The sequence below is a fragment of the Neobacillus notoginsengisoli genome (genome assembly GCF_003515685.1).
Classification (GTDB): domain Bacteria; phylum Bacillota; class Bacilli; order Bacillales; family Cytobacillaceae; genus Bacillus_D; species Bacillus_D notoginsengisoli.
Window position 1 is genome coordinate 445779 of sequence record NZ_QWEG01000001.1, and the last position, 21113, is coordinate 466891.

Below are 21113 nucleotides of genomic sequence, written 5' to 3' on the forward strand. Positions count from 1 at the left end.
TTGTGGGTGTTTTTTAGTAATGAATTTCTTTCGGTGCCTATACGGTTCAATTTTTGCAAAATCAGAACCGTCCCCAATTTGCCATGGCTTCTTCAAGGAAAACGATGACCTCTTTGTTAATAGGATACAAGTTCAAATCAGAGGAAGTCTCCTCTGATTTCCGTGCTTCCCAGAATTTGTTGGCCAATTCTTCGTTTCCTTTAAAGGTTTCATTGGATAATAGAAGTGCATCCTCCGCAATCAATTGGGCTGCGCGAGATGAAGGTGTTTTCCCTTCCTCTAAGCATAGCTCGACCCGCTTGATTAAATTAATCCACTTTCCGACTTGCTCTGGATTGTCCTCCATTTTTGGAATCTGCTCTATTAAGGCGGTTTGTTCCTCTTCGCTGAATAATTTTTCAAAAGCCTTCTTTTTTCTTTGCTGCATTAATAATTGATTTTCTTCTAAGAGAAGAGGCAATAACTGATTCCACTGAATATCACCTTCCAGCTTTAGTATATTGATCAGTGTATTTGTATGTTCAAGGGATGTCTGCAATTGTTTGATGTTGTTTTCAAGCTGCTCTTTATGAATGGCAAGCGTTTTTTCAATCGTGATTCGGCTAATTATTTTTTTGATATCCTTTAACGGCAATGAAGCGGCTTTTAGAAGGAGAACCTTCTCGAGCAGCAACATATTCTCAGGGGAATAATACCGCTTCCCGTTATCCTCTTTTAATACTGGCTTCACAAGCCCGATTTGGTCGTAATATCGAAGGGTACGCAAGGATAAATTTAGTTTTTTGGCAACCTCTCCTGTTGAAAAATAACTCATAAAACAAATCCCCCTAAATAATGCTTGCAGGTTACGTTACGTAACCATTTAATCTGAATGTAGCACAGTTTTATTATAGGGGGAATCTTGTTTTGAAGAAAGAAACTTTCTCTTCGATGGAGTGGTCGTATAAGGAGCTTGGGCTATTACTATTGCTTACTCTTGTCATTGTTCCTGTTGGAATTGAATTTTTATTGCATGATTTTCTTTTGCAAATATTTCAAGATAGACTTTATTCTGGGACGGCTACAGGTTTTGTGATGGCGGTTGTGTTTACATTAAGCGTTTATTCCATTGCGATAAAACCCAAACAACTAAGATGGGATGCAGTAGGGCTGCGTTCCTTTTCCGGTACCTATTGGAAGTGGATGGTAGTTTGGACTGTTGTTTTAATAGTAGCCAGTTTACTCATCGTACTACTAATGGAGATATTTCAGATAGGTATAGATAACATGAAAACAGAATCATTGAAGGCAAATTTGAATTGGTTTACTTTTAGCGTCGGATTTATCTCTGCAGCTATCATTTCTCCATTATACGAAGAAATCTTTTACCGCGGTTTTCTCTATAAATGGTTTAGGATGAAATGGGGAGTAAGCACTGGGTTAATCATTAGCTCTATTATCTTTACGATTGTCCACATCCCGACTTACAACACCCTGCCTGTAAACTTCATTTCTGGAATAATATTTGCATGGACATATGAGAAAACTGGTTCGGTTTTGCCTGCAATGATTATTCATGGAACCTTTAATGGGATTGCCGTTATTCTAGCTGCCTTTGCTTAAAATGTAGTTTGAGTGCAAGGCACCGTTCCAATCTTAGCAAAATCAGAACCGTCCCCAATTTGCCTCTTTTTAATAGTAATAGCTTGAAAGTGTTATTACACTTTTGAAATATTCTCCTTTTCTTTGTAATAGAAATAGTTTGCTAGTGTAACATGTTTGTTACATTGAGTTGTTATGATGTTTTTAGCAAAAAAAGTAAAGGGGACTAGATTTTGAAAAAAACAATCTTAAGTTTATTGACTGCCTTTGTAGTGCTTTTCGGATTTTCGAATGCCTCTTTAGCCGCTGGAAATACATATAAGGTGCAAAAAGGTGATACTCTTTGGGGTATCTCGAAGAAAAATAAAGTAACTGTTCAGCAATTGAAATCATGGAACAAATTAAAGTCAGATAGAATCCACCCGAATCAAGTTTTAATACTTAGTGGCGTGAAAGCGGCTGCTGCAAAAAAGCCCGCTGTCAAAGCAGCACCAGCGAAGAAGCCTGTTGCAAAAGCAGCAGCACAAAAGAGATACAAAGAAATTACTGTTAAAGCAACTGCCTACACAGCCAACTGCAAAGGCTGCAGCGGCATCACCTACACAGGTATCAACCTGAAAAAGAACCCGAACGCGAAAGTCATTTCCGTTGATCCAAAGCTAATCCCGCTTGGATCAAAAGTATATGTGCCAGGTTACGGCGAAGCCATTGCCGGCGATAAGGGTTCCGCGATGCGCGGAAATAAAATTGATGTGTTCATCCCCGACCGTAAAAAAGCGCTCCAGTGGGGAACGAAGACGGTTAAGATTAAAGTGTATTACTAATAATCATGAGTCCGCTGGATTGTTATAAAGGATTCCGTTTTCGGATGCATGATTGATAAATAAGAAATGACGTGTGAATTGGCGCACGTCATTTTCTATATTTATCAACGATTTGAGATTTGTCATAGGGATTGACAATAAATAAGAGTGGATTTGCCTCTAGAAAAGAAGGAGGGAATTTTTATGCTATTTATGTTGGTTGTCAAAGCTTCGAGGAATTCGGAAGCCGGAAATCTTCCGAGCCCTGAGCTCATGGAAGCCATGACGAAGTACAATGAGGAATTAGTTAAGGCAGGCGTACGGGTTATGGCTAAAGGACTTCATCCAAGTTCAAATGGGCTTCGGATATCGTATCCGAAGCCAGGGGAAAAGCCGGTGATTACGGAGGGCCCATTTACGGAATCGAAAGAATTGATTGCCGGATTCATTCTGATTGATGTGAAGTCGAGGGAAGAAGCCATCGGGTGGGCAATAAGGATGCCGGACCCGCAAGGACATGGGGAAGGCCAGATTGAATTGCGTCAAGTATTTCAAGCGACTGAATAAGCATCCTCCTCCAAGTGAAAACTACAAAAAACTCTGGAGGAAAGCAATGAATCACAAAAAAATAAAACATGAAGAACCCCATAATCAAAGCAACGTTAAAAAAGACGAGCGATTCGAGTTAAGTGAAACAGATATCGGACTGGAAGCGGTTGAGAAAGGTACTGATTTTGCGGAAGGGGATCAAAATAATCCTCCGCATTGTGGTGGTTTATAATAGGTTAAACAAGAGGCTGTCCCGAAAATCCTCTAGGGACAGCCTCTTTTTTGTGTCTGCATGATTGTGGGGAGAACTTCATATAAATTTATAGACTATTTGGCTTTTTATCTACCAAGGAGAAGCGCCCCATTGGCCAAGGTAAGTCATGGGGAGTATGTTTCCGGGATGGCAACTGCGTAGGCAAAAGAACGAAACATCAGAGATTTGTAAGCAGTGAAATCACATGAGATAAGGAGAATGAACATGCCAAGGGGAGTTTACAGCATCGATTTGAAGGTGCCGATTGAAAAAGTATGGAGATTTGTAGGTTCAATTGATAATTGGGCGCCACTTGTCCCAGGTTATATCGAACATAAAATCATAAGCGATAAGGAATCTACATGGGCCTTTAAAGGGGACTTTGGTTTTATGAAGAAAACGATTAAATTGAAAGTTGATATTACAGAGTGGAATGAGCCTGTCCTTGTCACCTTTGACCTGACAGGACTTTCCGATAACTTTGCCGGAAATGGCTATTTTAAAGCGGAAAAGCGAAACGGTTCCTCCACCCGAATGACCGGCTGTCTGGACATTACCGCATACGGAATAAAAGGGCCAGTGGCGAACAGCATTCTGAAAAATTTCGTTCCGGAAACCACAGAAGAACTGACAACTGCCGTTGCGAAAAAAATCTTGGAAATTGAAAATGCTAGCTTGATTTGAATACAGATGAACAGCCGGTTAGAAAGGGGGGATAATATGATCCAAATCTCAGGGGTCCCGTTTAAACAAAATGAACATTGGCAGCTTGGGAGTATTGAGAAAACAATTATTCAGAAGATGAAGGATGCTCCCGTCACTTATTCTTATTATTCAGAGAATGAATTGTTATTTGAACTTAAAGTGCGAAAAAACATTATCCAAAGTGCGAGAGAAATGGACAAAAGTCAAGCAGAGTTTACAACCTTTGCCTATGCCCGCTGCAATCCTAAGTACTGGCAATTAACGAAAGCAGGCGGATTCCTTTTAAGACCGGATGTGCGGCCAGCTGATGCGATTCTGGATATTTTTCGAAACAGTTCGCTCTATGCATTTGAATGTGCAACAGCTATTCCAATCATTTATTACCATGCCATTTTGAATAGTATTGGCAACGATTTATTTAATTCACTTTTTCAAAATTTGTATCTTTATAGCTGGCATACAGACACCGACTTAGGAATCGTCTCCTTTTACTCCAATGATTTTTTGCCTGGAGATGTCTTATACGTTAATAATCCCGACCTTGATCCAAAAACACCATGGTTTAGAGGTCTTAATGTGGTAGTCCTTAATGATGGAAGATTTTTTGGACATGGATTTAATATAAGGACACCCAAAGAAATCATTGAAATTCTAAATACAAAAAGAAAACCGGGCAGCCATCAATCAGCTTATATCACAAAATTAGTAACAACGCCCTCTTTTAAGGATTTATTTAGAGTGGCAAGCTGGCATAGAAGTGGTGGAGCATATAAAGTGCAGCGTCCAATCGTGCACCATGGCAAAAATTCCATTTCATATGCTCACTACCTTTATTATTCAATGTAATATCTTGTCATTTCCAATCCGTGATATTTACCCATTTTTTTCTAGACGGGCTCCAAACACACCTCCCAGAGTATGATATAAGTAATTCCTTACATGAAGGGAAGTGTGATCATGTATTCAAACGTTAACGCACCACCGAATATTGCTGCAAATATTGGTCCAAACATTGCCCCAAACATCGCTCCAAACATCGCTCCAAATATTGCCCCAATGCCTATGTATACAGCTCCTGCTTATGACTATGGATGTGTGTCTCCAGTTTATAGTTATGGATGTACAGCTCCTGTTTATGGCTGTCGAAATGATTTTGTCTTAATTGTCGTATTGTTTATTTTACTTATCATTGTAGGAGCAAGTTGTTACAGCTTTTGCAAATGCTAACTGCAATGGTGATATTTCTAACGGCTTGGGGGGCTTTCCTCAAGCCATATTTTTTTGTGCTTAAAAGCGAGTGCGAATTTGTATGCTAATTGCTATGCGAATTGGTGTGTTGAAAATGGCAAGGAGATTTTTGGATATTTATGTTAAAGTGATATCGGGGATTATTCTACTAACGAAGGCAGAGTTGAATAAGGAGGCATTCTAATAGAGGGGTTTGCAATTGAGGGGAGTGGAAGTTGGTGGATAGGAAAAAGAACCATTACTTTTATATTGTCATTGGACAGATAGGTTTTTTATTGATTGTTATTGCTGTTTTAAGGTACATATTAATCATAGATGATGACATAGGACGAGGACTCACAATGTTTGGGCTTATTTTTATCCAAAGTAGTTTGAATTTTATGGTATCTAAATTTCTTACAGGAAAAGAAAGACGAATTTTTAATTGGTCATTTTTTAGTGTGATGGCAATCATTTTTATAGTTGGTTTCACTTTCGTATAGACCAACATCCACACAGCATTGTGCTATAATGTCTAAGTTAATAATTCTTATAGGCGAACCAACAGCACAACCTTTGTTTTAGTAAAGCAGGTGGACAAATGATAAAGACACAAAAAACTGCATATCGAAGTCCGATTACTTTGACCAATAAGGCAAAGGATAAGATGCGAGAGCTTGGGTTGGACGAGCGATCGTTTTTTTTATTGGAAAAATCCTTTCATGTTTATATAGAAAAATATCCTCAATCGGCAGATGGACTTGTTTCCGCTGCCTTGTTTTTTGACCGTGAGAGGAACGGAAAGCTTGCGGACAAATACAGAAAGTTTATCATTGTCCTGCATTGTTTGGTGAAACCCGACCGGTTTGTTGTAACGAATGTGACAACAAGACCGAATTATTTCCCTTTGGCTTCCAATTGGCGACGTTCGGCAAGTCTAGCTTTTGACACAAATGATCAAACTGGTGTTCCGCTGCCGTTTGAGTTGCTGAACTTAATCCACACGATGCCGGTTGCCCAGGAAAGCTCGAAGTATGTGAAAAAGCGGATTGCGAGCTGGGAAGGTTATTTGAAAATTCAAGAGCAATCTGCGGATATCCCCGATATTACTTCTCGCTATTCAGCGCTGATTTTCAATGATGATTTTAGCCGAATGAAAATAACCGGCTGCCAGATGAGCGAGAAGGAATGGAAGTCACTCAAGGATATGAGCGTTAAGCTGAAGGGTAGCGGCAAGGATATTGGTAAAGTCCTGAAAGCGAATCGATCGGCCTCGACAGTTGAAGTCGAATTGCCCGCATATATAGAGGAACTGGCCCGCAGCCAGCGGCTTGACCAGCATCCAAGGGAAGTTATCTTTAGCAATTTCGCAACGTTGAGCCAGGTGAAGAGGCTACGCCAAGGGTTCAAGCAATTGGAAAACGGCTTGGCCGAGAATCCTGAACTGGAACGCCTTTTGTTTGAAAACAAACCGCCGGTCAAAGAGGTGAAAAAGCAGGTTCAGCTGCAATTCCATAATCGGTTGAACGGATTTCAGAAGGCAGCTGTCACAGGCGCGATGTCTGCTGAAGATTTATACGTTATCCAAGGGCCGCCGGGAACAGGGAAGACAACCGTTATTTCAGAAATTTGCCTGCAAAATGCGAAGGCCGGGCTGCGTACTCTAGTGGCGTCACAGTCGAATTTGGCGGTCGACAATGCCCTCGGCCGGTTACTTGCAAATAAGGATATCCGAATCCTCCGTGTTGGCCGTACCGAAAGTATTGAAGAAGAAGGCAAAAAGTTTATTGAGGAAAATGTGGGCCAGTATTGGAAAGACCATACATTGAAGGAAGTTACCAATCAAGTTGAAACCCGAAAACAGCGTGAAACGGAAATCGAAACGGAATGGGCGGCAAATGAACAGGAACATGAAAGCCTCCAGAAAGAGCTTGTCCGAGTTGAGGCAGCGCTTGAAGCAAAAAAGAAAGCAGTGAAGAAGGCTGGCGAAATTCAGTCCGTTATTCATCAGCATAAAAAAGATTTACGCGCTGCTGAACAAGAACGGCAAAACGTCCAGCAGCTCTTGCGAAAAATCGAAAAGTCACTTCAGTTGTTGAAGGACGCTTTTGAAAAAGACGAAAGGTTTCTTGCTGAGGAACCTGGCATGGAAGCCATCCAAAATAAACTGAAAGCCAACCAGCAAGAAATTGACCGACTCCAAAGTAGTGTTGCACTTCAGGAGATTGAAGACCAGATTAAGGAAATGAAACAAGCGACCGATCAAAGTACAGTTAAATGTGAGAAATGGAAAGAGGCAACGAGGCAGAAGGATGCCTTGGCAGATCGAATAGACGCTGCCAAAAAATTCGATTCTCTAAAATGGATCATGCTTGAACAAAATTTCAGCCCTTCTTTGCAACTCGAGTCATCTATCGCACAGCTCGACCACCTTCGTGAAAGAAAGAGTCAACTCGATAAGCTGCAGGACTATAACGATAAACTTCAAGCTGCGATTGGCTATCTTGAAAAGCTAATGGGGAATCACTATGGACATATGAAAAACACATTACCTATCACTACGACCTCTATTGAAATCAACCAATTTTTGTCGCAGTTGAGAAGTGAATTAAAAGGAAAAACAACAATCCAACGACTTGTACGTTTTCTGGAAGGGTTATATGGCAGGAGACAGTATATCTGGTTAAAAGCGCATCGAGCCAAATTGACTGATGCAGATAAAAAAACCGCACAGGAAGCATTGATGCGTCTGAAGCAGGAACTGATTAGCCAGCTTAAGCCTGTCCAGGACGAATGTAAACTGACTCATCAAAAGTATCAGAGGCAGTTGGATGAGCAGAGTAACAAACTTACTTTTTTACAAACCAAGCAAAAGGAAATGTTGGAGACCGCGGAATTCATTCCGAATGCGAAGGAATTGCTTTTTGAAAAACAAGCGCTATCGGTTGAACTGCAGAACAAGATCGAGCAGCTTGAACAGGCCAGACTTCGGGTTGAAGGAAACCGCCGGAAACAGGAGCAGGAAGCTCTTCAGTTTCAGGGAGCAGAGCAGAAATACAATGAAATCGAAACCCGTCTTGAAAATCACTCTACTATGATTAAAGAAAAGGAAGCCGAACTGATCCCTCTGAATGAAATCCTCGTTTCCGAACCGGAACGGGAGCATGAAGAGGTATTAAAGCAGCTTGCAAGCAATTCTTTTACACGGGAGTCTTTAAAACAGGAAAAGAAACGGCTTCCGTTGTTTCAGTCAGTCCAGGGAATGTGGCAATCGTTGCTTGAAGAAGCGAATGACCATGATTTGAATGAAATTCGCAAGCTATATGTGAAGCATGCCAATGTGATCGGGACGACATGTGTGGCATCGGCCCGCAAGGATTTTATCGAAAACTACCCGGAATTTGATGTTGTCATTATCGATGAAGTCTCAAAAGCCACCCCGCCTGAGCTCCTTTTGCCAATGCTGAAAGGGAAGAAAATCATTCTGGTTGGCGACCATCACCAGCTGCCGCCTCTTTTGGGGAACGATACGCTAGAGGAAACGCTGCAGGAAATGATGAAAGAAAATGAAGACTTTGAAGGAATAGCTGAACTGAAAAAGCTGTTGCAGGAGTCTCTGTTCGAGCGCTTGTTTAAAAACCTGCCTAAAAGCAATAAAACGATGCTTGCGATTCAGTATCGGATGCATGAAACCATCATGGAAACCATCACGCCTTTTTACATGCAAGAAAACGAACAGCTGCAATGCGGCTTGACTGACTCCGATTCGGTCCGGGACCATACGCTTGAATCCCGGCTTATTCAGCGGAACAATCATCTCCTTTGGCTCGATATGCCGAACGAGCCAGGTTTTTTTGAAGAAAAAATGAAGGGCGGCAAAAGTTTGTATAATCCAGCTGAACTGAAGAGAATTTCGGAACTGTTGCTGGAGTTGAATCAAGCGACAGAAGAAGCTAAGAAGGCAGGAAGAATAGGTTCGGATGAGAAGAAAAGCATTGGCGTGATCAGTTTTTACGGAGAACAAGTGAAAATGATCGACCGCCTTCTTCAGCAAGAATTGCACTTGCCGCACTTAACAATCCGTACCGGGACAGTTGACAGATTCCAGGGCATAGAGATGGACGTGATTTTGCTAAGCATGGTGCGAAACCACGATAACAAGCATGATGACATCGGTTTTGCCAAAGACTACCGCAGGCTGAATGTCGCGTTGTCGAGAGCTCGGGAGCTGCTTGTGATGATTGGCAGCACAAAGATGTTCACTGAAAAAACAAAACATGCGGGAGCAAGGCAAATGTATACTCACGTTTTGGAGTCCGTTAAAAAACATAATGGACTGCGGGCTAAGGAAGAGGTGAGCCTGCATGGATAAATTAAAAAAGAAATTGCAGGCAACTTTATTGGAAAATCCAGCTGTCCAAATTAAGAAATCGTTGGTCTGGCATATGCCGGTGACGACCTATTCCGTGGCATTCAGCCGCGTAAAGCGGTCGAAAATGGAAATTCTCATGAAAATGATGCTTTTAACTTTTGAGCAAACCCAAATTCGCCGTGCAGCCAATTTATCAGAGCTGCTGCTGGTAGAGGAACTGTTCATTGAAGATTTATTGAAAAAGTTGCAGCGCATGGGCTTGATCAGATTAGAAAAAGGGGCTTACATTTTAACACCGAAAGGGAACAACCAGCTGAAAACAGGAATCATGGAGGAGGAATTGGAGGAAGAGGCGACCCTCCTTTCATACAGTCCGTTCCATGATGAGTTTTGGCCGGAGATGAACGAGCCTTTGCCTGAAACAGACAAGGATCTGCCTCTTTATCGGTATATTTATAATCAGAATAGGATTAACGAGGAGAAAATTTTGCGGCTTCTCTCTGAGACGGAAAATGGAGAGGAGGAAGACGGTTTTCAAACGGTCGTGACCGCTGTAAATCGCTTTGAACAGCAAAAAATTGAACCCATGCCATGTCTGGAATTTCAGCTTTACAACAAAGAACAGGACACCTTTTTCGCGCGTGTCTGGAACACACGGCTCGGGCGCTGGGATGAAGCGTTCGAAAAACAAATAGAAGAAAAGGAACGCATGAAATGGCGGGAAGAGCTGGCCTCCAAATGTGACATCAATACGAATTAAATATTCCTCTAGGGAAAACAACATACATTTATCCGCCGCCAAGTTGTTAGGTGGCGGTTTTTCTGTCAAAGGAAAAACTTAGTATTTGAGCATTGCGAGAAAAAAGTAACCTCAATATCTATCCTTAATGTATATGATCATCGATCTGATGAATCCAACCAGTAGAATGAGAATTCCATTTCCTAAAGTTAATAGACCTAAAAAAGCACCGCCAATGCCAGCACCTTCTCCTGTGCCCCCTGAGCTCCAATCATAAAAATGAAGAAATAAGGCACCGCTTGAAAATCCAATTACCGGTGCCAGTAACATCATAATGATGCCAGATGCTATAAGATTTAACTTTCCATTTTTGAATAATAGAAAAGAAGCAATATTAAGAAGTAGTAAGATGAAAATAACTAAAAGTAAAATAAACGTATCTATAATAATCCCCTCCGCAATATGAGCCTATCTTTTTTGACTCGCAGTTTAGCAACTAGAAAAAGAAGTCTTTTAATCCTTCTTTTCATTAATTGACTTATGTATCTTTTTTAAAGTTGAATTTATATTATTCAAACCCATTAAGATAAATCCTAGCATCACAAATGTTACTATTTCGCCAGTGAAAAACGATACTACCCCTAAAACTAAAAAATAAAAACTATACCACCAATTTTTCATATTTTATATTTCCCCCTTTTTTAATCTGGCGCTCTTCCTACACAAATTTCTTTTGCAAAACTACTTCGTTTGGTGAACAAGCTATCTTTAATTTAACATAATTAGCCATAAGCCCGGCTATTAATTTCAACACATCTATAGAGATCGCTTTTGTACAAAATCATAACTTATGTCCAGATGGAATCGTCATTCAGGACCATGACCTTTGCATTGGCTGTAGGGCCGATGCGTTTTTCCTAAAAAAAGACGGTTCCGGTTTGCTAGTTGGCAAACCAGAACCGTCCCTATTTCGCTGTTAATTGATTTTTATCGTGTGTGTTGTTGAATTTGTGGCACCTTTGTCGTCAGTGACAGTTAAGGTAACCGTGTAGGTTCCTTTCTTATTGAATGTGTGTTCAACTTTTGCTCCGGAACCGGTTGTGCCATCGCCGAAGTTCCACTCGTACTTCACAATCTTTCCATCTGGGTCACTGGATTGTGAACCGTCGAAGGTTGTAAGCTTCTTTTGTTTGGCGGCAGCGTCTCCGAGGATGACAGCGGTTGGTGCTTTGTTTTCAGCTGGCGCTTCCCCTACATATAGCTTTCCAGGCGCGGTTGCTTCAACCTTGTTGCCGGCCTGATCGGATGCCTTGATGACAATCATGCCGCCATCCATCTTCAGGGTAGAAGGAGTTTTATATGTCCCTTCATAATGGCCTGGAGACGTTTCGGTCATCCTTATTTCATTGTTGCTGCCAGAGACCATCAATGGCAATTCGATTCGGAAGGAAGCGGTCAATCCTTCTTCACTGTCGAAGGATACCCGTACGTCTTCACCCGGTTTAATGCGGACGTCGGCAGCCGGAGAGATATTCGTAATCTCCGGGGCGTTAAGGTCCACGACGACATTGCGGACAACTGTTGTTTTGTTGCCGGCCCGGTCGGTAGAAACGACAGTAATCGTATTTGCACCGCTGTCTACTAGCACTTTGTGTGAGAAACTGCCATCTGCGTTCACAGTAGCGGATTGGCCGTTCACTGTCAGGGTATCAAGATTCTCATCACTTGTAGTCCCTTTTACGGTAACCATTTCAATGTTTGTTTTGTGATCCTGGACAGGCGCTGTTACATTGAGGACAGGAGCGGTCTGATCCAGTGTCACGTTGACCGTTTCAGAGCGATCTGTTATTTTTCCATTTACGACTGCTTCAACAGATAGTGGATTTGCGCCTGTATTTAACGTTGTTTCGATGTTGAATTTTCCGTTTTCAACTGTTCCGGTCCCAGCTTCTTCTGTCCCGTTGTACAGCTTCACAGTCGCGCCATTGGCTTGGGAAGTTCCGGTTACCGTCACTTTTTCATCCTTTGTGAAGGAGCCGTCTGCCGGAGACGTAATGACAGGTGCGGTAACAGGGTATTGAACAACCGCGCGTATCATGTAGTTGCCTTCAGCTGCTGGGGACTGGCTCCAGGCTCCGCTGATTCTTTGCCAGCTGCGCAGAGCGTTCTTACCATTTTCATCCGTAGCCAATCCTGGCGTGTTAGGATTCGCAAATGTTTGAATATAAACAACGTAAAAATCTCCTTCAACCATAACAGGCTCTTGGAAGCTTACTGATGTCCAGGTGCCATCACGTTTGGCCGTGCCGTTTAGTGGTCCTGCCAGTAATCGGCCTGGTGTACCTCCTGCGCCAGTAGCATCATAAATCGCATACTGGAATGCAGTGCCTCCAGGTACTGGCCATTCTGTATCCCAGAAGCGGAACATCGCACCTGTGACTTGGGCCGCGCCATTTTCAGGTGTCATCTTTACAGCCCAGGCATTGCCTGCTGCGTTCCATGCGCGGGCATTTTCAGCGGTGCCGTCATCATAGCCAATTGTTCCTTCAAACCCGATAAATGGTTTCAACGCTACATTTGCTTCAACTGAACCATTTCCTTTTACTGTGACAGTTGAATTTTTATTGTAGTATTGATCGGCGGAAACCGCGAGAGTGTACGTTCCTTCCAAAACCTCAAGGGAGAATGCGCCATTCTCATCCGTAATAACTGGGGTAATTTTGGCATCCTCCAATACCATTACGGTCGCGCCTGCGATTGGCGCATGCGATCTTTCGTCTGTTACGACACCGGTAATGGTGCCATGCGGAATTGGTTCAAGCGTAAAGTTGGCCGGTGTGTCTTGGCCGTCAACAACTGTGATTGAACGGGTTTGTGGATAGAATCCGTAAGCTTCTGCACGAAGCGTATAGTCGCCCGCTACATGAATCATGTTGAACTGCCCGTTGCTCGGATTGGTTCTTGTTGAACGTCCGGTCTCCAGAACCGTTACTGTCGCATTGGCAGGCAAGCTTTGCAGCTCCACTCCGCCGTGAGTTTGTTTTGGCATTTTATCCTTTTCTGTTCTTGACAGTTTCACCGCAGGCTCTGTATAGACTGCTTTTGGTTTCACCATTTCCTGAACATCACGTTCAACCGCTTTATCCAATTTTTGCGGTGCCGGAGTTGCCAATACGGCGAAGTTATCGATATACCAGCCGAGTTTTACGACACTGCCATCAGATGTAACACGGAATCTTACTTGAACCTGCTCGCCGGCATACGAGGCCAAATCATAGGATACGGTCGACCAATTTTTGCCGTTTGTAGAGTGGCTGAAGAGCCCAAGCTGGGTCCAGGTTGCTCCGCCATCCTTGGAAATTTCGACAAAGCCTTTATCGTAGTTTGTCTCAAGCTCATACCAGTGCGCAAATGCAAGTGTTGCGTTTGTTACTTGTGAAAGGTCGATGACTGGAGAGACGAGTGAGAAATTGCTGTTGGTTTCATAGGTGCTATCAAGGTCTGTACCCCATACATTTGGAGCGGATAGAGGAACAGGTGCACCAGTGCCGGACGGAGTTCCGCGCTCCCATTCATCTTTTGTACCAGAATGGATCCAGCCGTTATCCGTTTCGCCGTCAAAGTTATCGCTATAAATTGTTACCGGAGCGGTCACAGTGACAGACACCTCGTTCGAGCGGCCACTCTCGTTGCCAAAATAATCTTTTGCCGTGACAACATAGTAATAGGTTTCACCATTAGCTGTGTTGGAATCTGAAAAACTGTTTTCGGTTGTCGTGCCGATTTGCTCATAACCTTCACCGGAGACGGATGAGCGATAAACAAGAAACTCTTTTAAATCGGCATCAGCTGGCGCTGTCCAGTTAAGTGCTACGATTCCCAGTGAATCGGCCCGTGCAGCCAGGTCAGCTGGAGCAGCAGGTGCTACATCATCCGCTCCAAGGATGGACACATCGTCGATATACCACCCATCTCGTGTTACGGATCCATCGGAATGCAGGTTAAAAATGACATAGACTTGTTCCCCTGCAAATTGGGTAAGGTCAACCAGTTGGTTTTTCCAACCATTGCTTGCCCCTGTGAACTGGGCTAGCGGGACGAATTGGAAATCAGTGGATTCTGCGGCTGCATACACAACCCCTCTGTCATAATTGGTCTCCAGATTGAACCAGTGCTTGAAGGAGAGAAGTGCCCCTTCATTGCTATCCAAAAGATCTATTGGAGGCATCATCATATAAGAGTTGGAACTGTTTGGATATGGTCCGTTAAGTTTCGTTGCGATTAGTTTTTCGCCGGAAGCTGCGGAACCAGGGCCACCGACAGGAACACCCCACTCCCAAGAGTTATTTGTTCCACCAGTAGTAAAGCCATTAATATTTGTTTCGAAGTCCTGCATGTAACCTGGCTTTACGCCGTTGGACACTTCAATTGTGTACTTAGTTGTTTCAAACCCGTTATTGCCGTAGTCGTTTACGCGGATATAGTATTCCGTCCCTCTCGTATCAACAAGGAAGTAAGGAATATTGCCTTCGTACACGCCGTTTTTGTAATCACCCGATTTCTGTTCCATTGGAATGAACGTCCAGTGTGAACTGCCTTTGACTCTGGCAAATGCTTCTACCGTTACGACGCCGACATTATCCGATACACGGGCTGAAATTGGAATATCAAATCCCGTATAGGCCTCAGTGATTGGCGTGTGCTCAATGACAGGCTTTTCAAAGTCATCGCCAGCGGTCGCGACCCTGCCGGATACTGAACCAAGCCCACTTAGTATGGAGCCCACTGCATCGGCAGCGTTAATTAATCCGCTTCCATATCCGTTATTCGGGCTTGTCGGATACTCGGCATCTGTTAACGGTGTTGCTGTTGATTGAATAATCTCTTCCAGTTGGTCAACAGTTAGAGAAGAGTTTACTTGAAGGAGCAAAGCGGCTAGTGCCGTTGTATGCGGGCCGGCCATCGATGTCCCGTTCCATCCGCCTTCATAACCACCGCCAGGAACAGAGGAGCGGACATTTACACCTGGAGCCGATACTTCAGGCTTGATTTCACCATAAGGTGACGGCCCTCTAAGTGAGAACGAAGCCACTTTATTGTTGATATCTGTTGCCCCAGTTGCAAAAGACTCGGGATAGTTGGCAGGGTTCGCCACAGAACCAGGGCCGCCCGGGTTGCCTGTTCGTACGTTACCCGCTGAAAACTCAGGGAAAATTTGTGCGGCACGCCATGCCTGGACCATCGGGCGGAACCACTCGTCAAGGCCAGGGCCGCCGCCCCATGAGTTGTTCACAACATCTGGCGCCATTTCCGGGTGCAGGTTGCCGTCTTTGTCAACCGGGGCAATCAGCCATTGGGCGCCGCGCAAAATAATGTTATCTGTCGTCGATGGGTTGAAAATCCGGACTGCGATCCATTTCGCCCCGGGAGCAACCCCGATTTGGTTCGAGCCATTCGCTTCAGACCCTACCATTGTTCCCATCGTATGGGTTCCATGGCCATCCGTATCAGCTGGCATGGAAGCACCACTGTGCGGGTCGTACCAACTGAGCTCAGGATTGGCGACATTGCCGCTCGCATCATAGCCGCGCCATTTGCGCTTCAATGCAGGATGATTCAAATCAACACCTGAATCAAGATTTGCAACTACGATGCCAGTTCCATCAATCCCCATCTCCCAAGCTCCAGGCGCATTGACTTGATTGATGTTCCACTCAGTATTGTTTGGCTGGACATCTTCTTTTACTGCCTCAGGGGATATTTCCGCTTTATCGAGGAAGCGTTCCTCATTCGGGAGAATTTTCTCTACTTCAGCGCGTAAAGCAATTTTCTCCATTACGTCTTTCGTACTCGTAACGGCCATCGCATTTACGATAAAAAAGCTCTCAAAGCTTTTTACTTCTCCTTTTTTTTGCATGTTTTCCAAGTATTTTTCCAAACCATATTGAGTACGGGATGCTGTTTCCCGCAATGAATTGACAACAGCATTCCGCATTGATCGTTTTGCGGCTGCGGGAGTTTCTTTTTTCTTTTCCGAGGCTTTGTGGGCGTTTTTCGATACGGAATTCACATCCGCTTGTTCTTTCATCTTGATGAGGTAGGTGACATAGTCCTCATCGTCAAATTGTTTTGCGAGTTTAGGAGCAATTTTCTTAGCAGCTAATTGGGGGGCATTTGTTTTTAGATCAACCTTTTGATTGGATGCACTTCCAGTTGCAAAGGCCGGAGCAGTGAGCGTGAGTGTAAGAATGAATATCAGGCAGAGCGAAACCCATTTACGCAATCTTTTACTTTTCAAAATCCCAACTCCTTTTTAATGAATGAATAAATTCTCTATTAAGAATGTATAGAGATATAGAGTTTCCCTCCTTTCTCCTTTAGGGTAAAGCAATCTACTTACTTAGACAATCTATAAAAATACATCGGTATTTATGATTAATCACAAATTTCCCAACATGTAATTATTATTGTAAGAGAATAGTAACGAAAAAAAATTAAAAGGGAGATTTTGGGTGCAACAAGGGAATTGTTTGAAAGGGGCAGGAGGGTAGGACCGAATTATTGCTGCTTCCTAGTGGTTTCATTTCGACAAATGCTTCCTTCTCTTGACAGGGGCGTTTTTGACAGTGCTTAAACCATTCCTTCAATCCATTCTGCTAATTTATTAGCCATTTGGAAATTTTTTTGTAGTGCACACGTAAAAATAAGTTATTCCGAAAATCGACAAACACCGTCGTTTTCAGACTAAATTGCCTATAACGTGGAAACGGTCAAAACGAAGGATGAAAATGCTATTAAAGTGTAAGACATGGAGGCGAGTCAGGATATTCAGAACGATGTATTTCCGAAAATTAATATTTTTGTAAATTTAGAAATACTTCATGTAATATTTTTAAAAATAGAAGGTTTAGGTTAAGGGGAGGGATTCGAATGAAAATTTTCCCAAAAAGTCTCCCCTTTCAGCGATTGAACTGACATCTTAAGGAAGCAGATGTGCCACCTAACTTTTTAGTGTAGGGGGAAAAAGCCAGTAACCGTCATTTATTGATTCTATAAAACTATTTCAAATTTTTTAGGAATTCGGTATAATAGGTGAAACCTGTCAAAGGGCAGGTGGTTTAGCTGAGAGGAGACGAGTTGAGTATGACGAATGTGAGCACAGAGAAGAGAGGCTATTTTGGTGAGTTTGGAGGCAGTTTTGTCCCTGATAGCCTTCAACAAGTATTGGACATCCTGGAGGAGCAATTCCTGAAGTACAAGGACGATCCCGATTTTCAGGAGGAATTCAAGTTTTATTTGAAAGAATATGTGGGACGTGAAAATCCGCTGACGCTGGCCGAAAACCTGACAAAACAGCTCGGCGGCGCAAAAATTTATTTAAAGCGTGAGGATTTAAACCATACCGGGGCCCACAAAATCAACAATGTCATTGGACAAATTTTGCTGGCAAAACGGATGGGTGCGAAGAGAGTGATCGCCGAGACCGGTGCGGGCCAGCACGGTGTCGCCACAGCGACGGCTTGTGCGATGTTTGATATGGAATGTGTCATTTACATGGGGAAACTGGATACCCAGCGGCAGGCGCTGAACGTATTCCGGATGGAATTGCTTGGCGCAAAAGTCGTTCCAGTCGAAGCGGGGCAGGGGCGTTTGAAGGATGCTGTTGATGCAGCTCTGGGGGACCTGGTAGAAAACTATGAAACGACGTTTTATTTATTGGGATCCGCCGTTGGTCCGCATCCGTTCCCGATGATGGTCAAGCATTTCCAGTCGGTGATCAGCGAGGAATCCAAACGGCAAATCCTTGAAAAAGAAGGGAAGCTTCCGACGGCTGTCATTGCGTGTACGGGTGGGGGAAGCAACGCCATTGGCGCATTCGCCCACTATATTGATGAGCCGGAGGTGCGGCTCATCGGGGCCGAGCCAAAAGAAGCGCCGACTTTGACGGAGGGCGTACCCGCTGTCATTCACGGCTTCAAATGCCTGACTCTAGTGGATGAAGAAGGTAACCCGATGCCGACCTATTCAATTGCGGCAGGCCTCGATTATCCGGGGATAGGCCCGGAACACAGCCAGCTCAAGGTGAGTGGCCGTGCCGAGTACGTGACGGTGAGCGGGGAAGAGGCCCTCGAGGCATTTCTCCTTTTGTCAAAAACAGAAGGAATCATCCCGGCACTTGAAAGCGCCCATGCAGTCGCACACGCAGTAAAACTTGCAAGCGAACTGTCGAGTGATGATGTCCTGATCGTCAACCTCTCCGGGCGCGGTGACAAGGATGTTGCGCAGGTGTATGAAATGCTGAAGGATCAATAACATAATCATGTGAAACCCCATCCGGTGCTTTGGATGGGGTTTTGTTCGTTGTTTTTCCCTTGGATTAGCAAAATCTTTTCGGAAGCGGAAATGTACAAAAAGTAGCGGAAAGTAAGGAAAAATGAAGAACTGTGAAAAAATTAACGAAGTATTCACATATTTGCAGATTGAAGAGCGGTATAGTTATGGTGTGCTTTATTTTTCCAAAGGCTGCGCTACAAAACTAAAACTCAACCACAGCCTGGCAAGTAAAGAAAGGAAGTGGCTTATGGATTTTTATAAAAAACGGACCCCGTCTGCGGAAATGCTAGCTCTCCGTTCACTATATCTCCGGATGGGATTAGCCGACAGCGACCGGAACCAATATTTCAATCTCATCAAGGGGTACCAAGGGGAGGTGCTGTTCGATGGGATGACCAAGAATTTAACTTGCGATTGTATTATTTTAAACGATTTGCTTCTCAGCTTCGGGGGCAACGAGTTCCAGATTGATACCTTGATGATATACTCGGCACTCATCTACCTCATCGACGTTAAAAACTTCGAAGGCGACCACTTGTATGATAAGGAAAAACTCTACAGGCTCGGCTCAGACTACGAACTCAAAAACCCGTTGAACCAAATCCAGCGCTGCGAAACCCAATTGCACCAAATGCTGCAAAGCCTCGGCTGGAAATTGCCAATTCATCCTTCTGTCATCTTTATCAATCCAGACTTCACCCTATACCAGACTCCCATAGACCGGCCGTTCCTCTACCGCTCCCAACTCAACCGCTTCTTGCAAAAACTGAATCAAACCCCATCGAAACTCACTGCGAAACACTGGCAGCTTGCCGAAAAAATCGCCTCGCTCCATCAAACCCAGTCCAAGAATACAAAACTGCCAGCCTACACCTACGGCCAACTTAAAAAAGGGAATTTTTGCGAAAAATGCGAGTCATTTTCTGTAACAGTTAAGGACCGGACAATGGTTTGCGGGACTTGCGAGCATAAGGAACCGGTTGGGGCTGCTATTATGAGAGCGGTAAGGGAGTTTGGCTTGCTTTTTCCTGGAGAAAGATTGACCACAAATATAATCATGGAGTGGTGTGGGATCATCCCCTCAAAAAAATGCATACAAAATACCCTTGGAAAACACTTGGAAAAATGCGGAGTTGGCCGTGGTTCTTATTATGTATTTAAATAAAAACTCTGCTTTGGCAAACCTTTAGTGACTGAAGGGCTGACTGCTATTTGTTCTTCGGTCTCAAGTCATCGTTTAGCGCCCGAAAGCCTGCCTTGCGAATGCCGCTCGGTAGCTAAGTCATCGTTTAGCGCCCGAAAGCCTGTCTGGCAAATGCCGTTCGGTAGCTAAGTCATCGTTTAGCGCCCGAAAGCCTGCCTTGCGAATGCCGTTCGGTCTCTAAGTCATCGTTTAGCGCCCGAAAGCCTGCCTTGCGAATGCCGTTCGGTAGCTAAGTCATCCTTTAGCACCCGAAAGCCTGTCTGGCAAATGCCGTTCGGTAGCTAAGTCATCGTTTATTGCTGGAAGAAGCACCTATCCGTTGTTCTTCGGTCACTAAATCTTCCTTTAGTAACCGAAGACCGACTCCTTCAGACTGTTCGGCAACAGCATTCCTCTCTTTGTTTGCAAGTATACAAATTTTTAAGGGAAAAAGCTTAAAAGCCACTTTATTAACTTAAGTGGCTTCTGGCCCCGAAAAACTGGCCCTTCCATTCACTTGCTTTGTCTTTCCTCCGAGGAAAACAAAGAATATCCCGGCGGGCTTCTTCGGCTTGCTTTTTGCTTTATTTTTAGAGCTTTATATCTCAAAACATTAAAAAACTTACTCAATGGCGAGTAAGGTGTAGTGAGGTTAATCCTTTTGTTTGGAATTTATACCATACTAGGAAAGGGGGGCCTTTACATAGATTTTTCCTATTCGTCAATCTTAACTAATTCATCTTCAAAGAAAAAAGTTGATGGATTTTCTTTGGCGGTATAAGAAAACTGCTTCATGTTTTTCACATACATTGCTTTAGTAATAGTGACCAATTCATCCGTGCTTTTGATTGTTACTTTTTCTCCAATTTGAAACTTATTTATTCTGGACATACTCACACCTCTTTCGTAATAAATTTCCGGTCTTCTCTTTGTTTATTATTGATTTTCTTTTTCAGATATAGTTATACCTATAATTAGTTGGGTCGTTTGATGGGGGCTAAATTGTATATCGCTATATTTCGGGTCTAGGAAGGAAAGCTCTACGTTACAGTCAGGATGGAGCCTTTCGTGGTTTTGTGTAATTTGCTCAATTTTTTGATCCAATTCCTTTTGGTTATTTGCAAAAGTGATTGTAGTCATTACAGTCATGATCATTCTCCTTTTGAGTCTAGATAGACAAAAGTGACACCCTTCCTCCAATTCACTTTTCGAATTTTTCCCAAGAATTTTTTTCCTTAATCTTTATTATAACATGATTACCATAATTTTGCTTGATGTGGGGGTCGGGCCCTAAATTGTTCTTGTATTTAGTTTTTGGTAACTGCTTTGTCCCAGAATGCTGATAACGAAAATTTTGATCATGTGGC

General features: G+C 43.4%; 17 protein-coding genes. 12 read left to right on the forward strand and 5 right to left on the reverse strand.

Annotated elements, in window-relative coordinates; all coding sequences use genetic code 11:
• Positions 1-61 precede the first annotated feature (61 nt).
• Positions 62-814 carry a MerR family transcriptional regulator gene (locus D1B31_RS02340; protein ID WP_118919125.1) on the reverse strand — a complete coding sequence of 251 codons (753 nt, stop codon included), beginning with the start codon at positions 812-814 and terminating at the stop codon, positions 62-64.
• Between the two features lie 92 nt (positions 815-906).
• Between D1B31_RS02340 and D1B31_RS02345 the strand changes: the two genes are divergently transcribed.
• The 10 genes from D1B31_RS02345 to D1B31_RS02385 all read left to right on the forward strand — a co-directional run bounded on the left by D1B31_RS02345 (position 907) and on the right by D1B31_RS02385 (position 10250).
• Complete coding sequence (locus D1B31_RS02345) at positions 907-1602, forward strand: CPBP family intramembrane glutamic endopeptidase (protein ID WP_240035128.1); 696 nt, start codon at positions 907-909, stop codon at positions 1600-1602.
• A gap of 212 nt (positions 1603-1814) precedes the next feature.
• Positions 1815-2405, forward strand: a complete 591-nt coding sequence (locus tag D1B31_RS02350; RefSeq protein WP_118919126.1) for a LysM peptidoglycan-binding domain-containing protein — start codon at positions 1815-1817, stop codon at positions 2403-2405.
• 183 nt (positions 2406-2588) lie between these two features.
• Entirely contained in the window at positions 2589-2951 is a 363-nt protein-coding gene (locus tag D1B31_RS02355; protein ID WP_118919127.1) for a YciI family protein, read from the forward strand.
• 46 nt (positions 2952-2997) lie between these two features.
• Positions 2998-3165: a hypothetical protein gene (locus D1B31_RS24010; RefSeq protein ID WP_158587412.1), complete on the forward strand. Its 168-nt coding sequence runs from the start codon at positions 2998-3000 to the stop codon at positions 3163-3165.
• 246 nt (positions 3166-3411) lie between these two features.
• Complete coding sequence (locus D1B31_RS02360) at positions 3412-3870, forward strand: SRPBCC family protein (RefSeq protein WP_118919128.1); 459 nt, start codon at positions 3412-3414, stop codon at positions 3868-3870.
• Between the two features lie 36 nt (positions 3871-3906).
• Positions 3907-4737 (forward strand): protein-glutamine gamma-glutamyltransferase, encoded by an 831-nt coding sequence (locus D1B31_RS02365; RefSeq protein ID WP_118919129.1) that lies wholly within the window; start codon positions 3907-3909, stop codon positions 4735-4737.
• Between the two features lie 216 nt (positions 4738-4953).
• Positions 4954-5118, forward strand: a complete 165-nt coding sequence (locus D1B31_RS25165; protein WP_118919223.1) for a YjcZ family sporulation protein — start codon at positions 4954-4956, stop codon at positions 5116-5118.
• A gap of 239 nt (positions 5119-5357) precedes the next feature.
• The gene (locus tag D1B31_RS02375; RefSeq protein ID WP_142922553.1) at positions 5358-5621 is read left to right on the forward strand and encodes a hypothetical protein; all 264 of its coding nucleotides are present in this window, start codon (positions 5358-5360) and stop codon (positions 5619-5621) included.
• A gap of 98 nt (positions 5622-5719) precedes the next feature.
• A complete protein-coding gene (locus D1B31_RS02380; protein WP_118919131.1) occupies positions 5720-9490 on the forward strand; it encodes a DEAD/DEAH box helicase in 3771 nt (1256 codons plus the stop codon).
• On the forward strand, positions 9483-10250 hold the full coding sequence (locus D1B31_RS02385; RefSeq protein WP_118919132.1) for a hypothetical protein: 768 nt from the start codon (positions 9483-9485) through the stop codon (positions 10248-10250). Before D1B31_RS02380 ends, D1B31_RS02385 begins: the two co-directional genes overlap by 8 nt.
• Positions 10251-10742: 492 nt before the next feature.
• Here the strand turns inward: D1B31_RS02385 and D1B31_RS24565 are convergent, their stop codons facing one another.
• Both D1B31_RS24565 and D1B31_RS02395 read right to left on the reverse strand, forming a co-directional pair.
• Positions 10743-10910, reverse strand: a complete 168-nt coding sequence (locus tag D1B31_RS24565) for a hypothetical protein (RefSeq protein ID WP_192894715.1) — start codon at positions 10908-10910, stop codon at positions 10743-10745.
• A gap of 295 nt (positions 10911-11205) precedes the next feature.
• On the reverse strand, positions 11206-16530 hold the full coding sequence (locus D1B31_RS02395; RefSeq protein WP_118919134.1) for a S8 family serine peptidase: 5325 nt from the start codon (positions 16528-16530) through the stop codon (positions 11206-11208).
• Positions 16531-17372: 842 nt separating this feature from the next.
• Here D1B31_RS02395 and trpB point away from each other — a divergent pair.
• Both trpB and D1B31_RS02405 read left to right on the forward strand, forming a co-directional pair.
• Positions 17373-18542, forward strand: coding sequence for a tryptophan synthase subunit beta (gene trpB / locus D1B31_RS02400; RefSeq protein ID WP_118919135.1), 1170 nt, complete (start codon positions 17373-17375; stop codon positions 18540-18542).
• Between the two features lie 121 nt (positions 18543-18663).
• Positions 18664-19728 carry a nuclease-related domain-containing protein gene (locus tag D1B31_RS02405; RefSeq protein ID WP_240035129.1) on the forward strand — a complete coding sequence of 355 codons (1065 nt, stop codon included), beginning with the start codon at positions 18664-18666 and terminating at the stop codon, positions 19726-19728.
• Positions 19729-20460: 732 nt separating this feature from the next.
• Here the strand turns inward: D1B31_RS02405 and D1B31_RS24570 are convergent.
• Both D1B31_RS24570 and D1B31_RS02410 read right to left on the reverse strand, forming a co-directional pair.
• Positions 20461-20637 carry a hypothetical protein gene (locus tag D1B31_RS24570; protein ID WP_192894716.1) on the reverse strand — a complete coding sequence of 59 codons (177 nt, stop codon included), beginning with the start codon at positions 20635-20637 and terminating at the stop codon, positions 20461-20463.
• Between the two features lie 45 nt (positions 20638-20682).
• Positions 20683-20895, reverse strand: coding sequence for a hypothetical protein (locus D1B31_RS02410; RefSeq protein ID WP_118919136.1), 213 nt, complete (start codon positions 20893-20895; stop codon positions 20683-20685).
• Between the last annotated feature and the right edge of the window lie 218 nt (positions 20896-21113).